Source organism: Nocardia abscessus (assembly GCF_015477775.1).
In the GTDB taxonomy this organism is placed as follows: domain Bacteria; phylum Actinomycetota; class Actinomycetes; order Mycobacteriales; family Mycobacteriaceae; genus Nocardia; species Nocardia abscessus_A.
Genome location: NZ_JADLQO010000059.1, coordinates 1 through 1,077, shown reverse-complemented (window position 1 = coordinate 1,077; position 1,077 = coordinate 1). Strand labels below are relative to the sequence as shown.

The following is a 1,077-nucleotide window of genomic DNA, read 5'->3' as shown; positions in this document are numbered from 1 at the left end:
CCCCGTTACCTTTTTCGTGGGTACCGCGATCGGGCCCACGGTCGCCAGGCTCGGTATGACTTCTTGCCCCTGTCTTTCTCATGATCCGGGGGGTGGTGTCGCTGGGCTCTGGTGGCGTTGACGGACCGCTGATGGGGACAGGGCCGAGGGTAGGTCTCTTCGTAACGTGGGTGCCGGGCGTTGACGCCAGATCGGCGGCCGTCCGACCGAGCGTTTCGATGCGATGAGGACCGAGCAAGGTGACACACCCCTATGCCGTGTTCTGCGGCGTTGACGTGGGAAAAGGCGAACACCACGCGGTCGGGCTCGACCCGAACGGGAAACGGTTGTTCGACAAGGCATTGCCCAATGACGAGTCGCGGTTGCGGGCGGTGTTCGACAAGCTCGCCGCTCACGGCCGGTTGTTGATCGTGGTCGATCAACCCAACACGATCGGCGCCCTGCCGGTGACCGTCGCCCGCGCCTGCGGCCACGATGTCGCCTATCTGCCCGGGCTGGCGATGCGCCGCATCGCCGACCTTTACCCAGGTCAGGCCAAGACCGATGCCCGCGACGCCCACATCATCGCCGACGCCGCCCGCACCATGCCGCACACGCTGCGCCGCGTCGATATCGGTGACGAGACCCTCACCGAACTCGGTGTTCTGGCCGGATTCGACGACGACCTCGCCGGTGAAGCGACCCGCACCAGCAACCGCATCCGCGGCCTGCTCACCGGCATCCACCCCGCTCTCGAACGCGTCCTCGGACCCCGCATCGCCCATCCAGCGGTGCTGGAGATTCTGTCGCGCTGCGGCGGTCCGGAAGGAATCCGGGCCGCTGGTCGGCGCAAACTCACCGCCATCGCCACCAAACACGCCCCACGCATGGGCGCCCGGCTCGTCGATGAAATCCTGGCCGCGTTGCCCGCGCAAACCGTCACCGTTCCCGGCACCAAAGCCGCTGAAACAGTGCTCCCGAAACTGGCAGATTCGTTGAAAGTAGTTCTGCTGCAACGCAAGCAGATCGCCGAGGACATCGAGGAGATGTTCGCCGACCACCCTCTTGCCGAGGTCCTGACCTCGATGCCCGGCATCG

At 65.9% G+C, this 1,077-nt stretch carries 1 protein-coding gene; it reads left to right on the top strand.

Features of this window, described 5'->3' with window-relative positions:
- Nucleotides 1-239 precede the first annotated feature (239 nt).
- A partial coding sequence (locus tag IU450_RS39245) for an IS110 family transposase (protein WP_195154777.1) occupies nt 240-1,077 on the top strand: 838 nt, incomplete at its 3' end.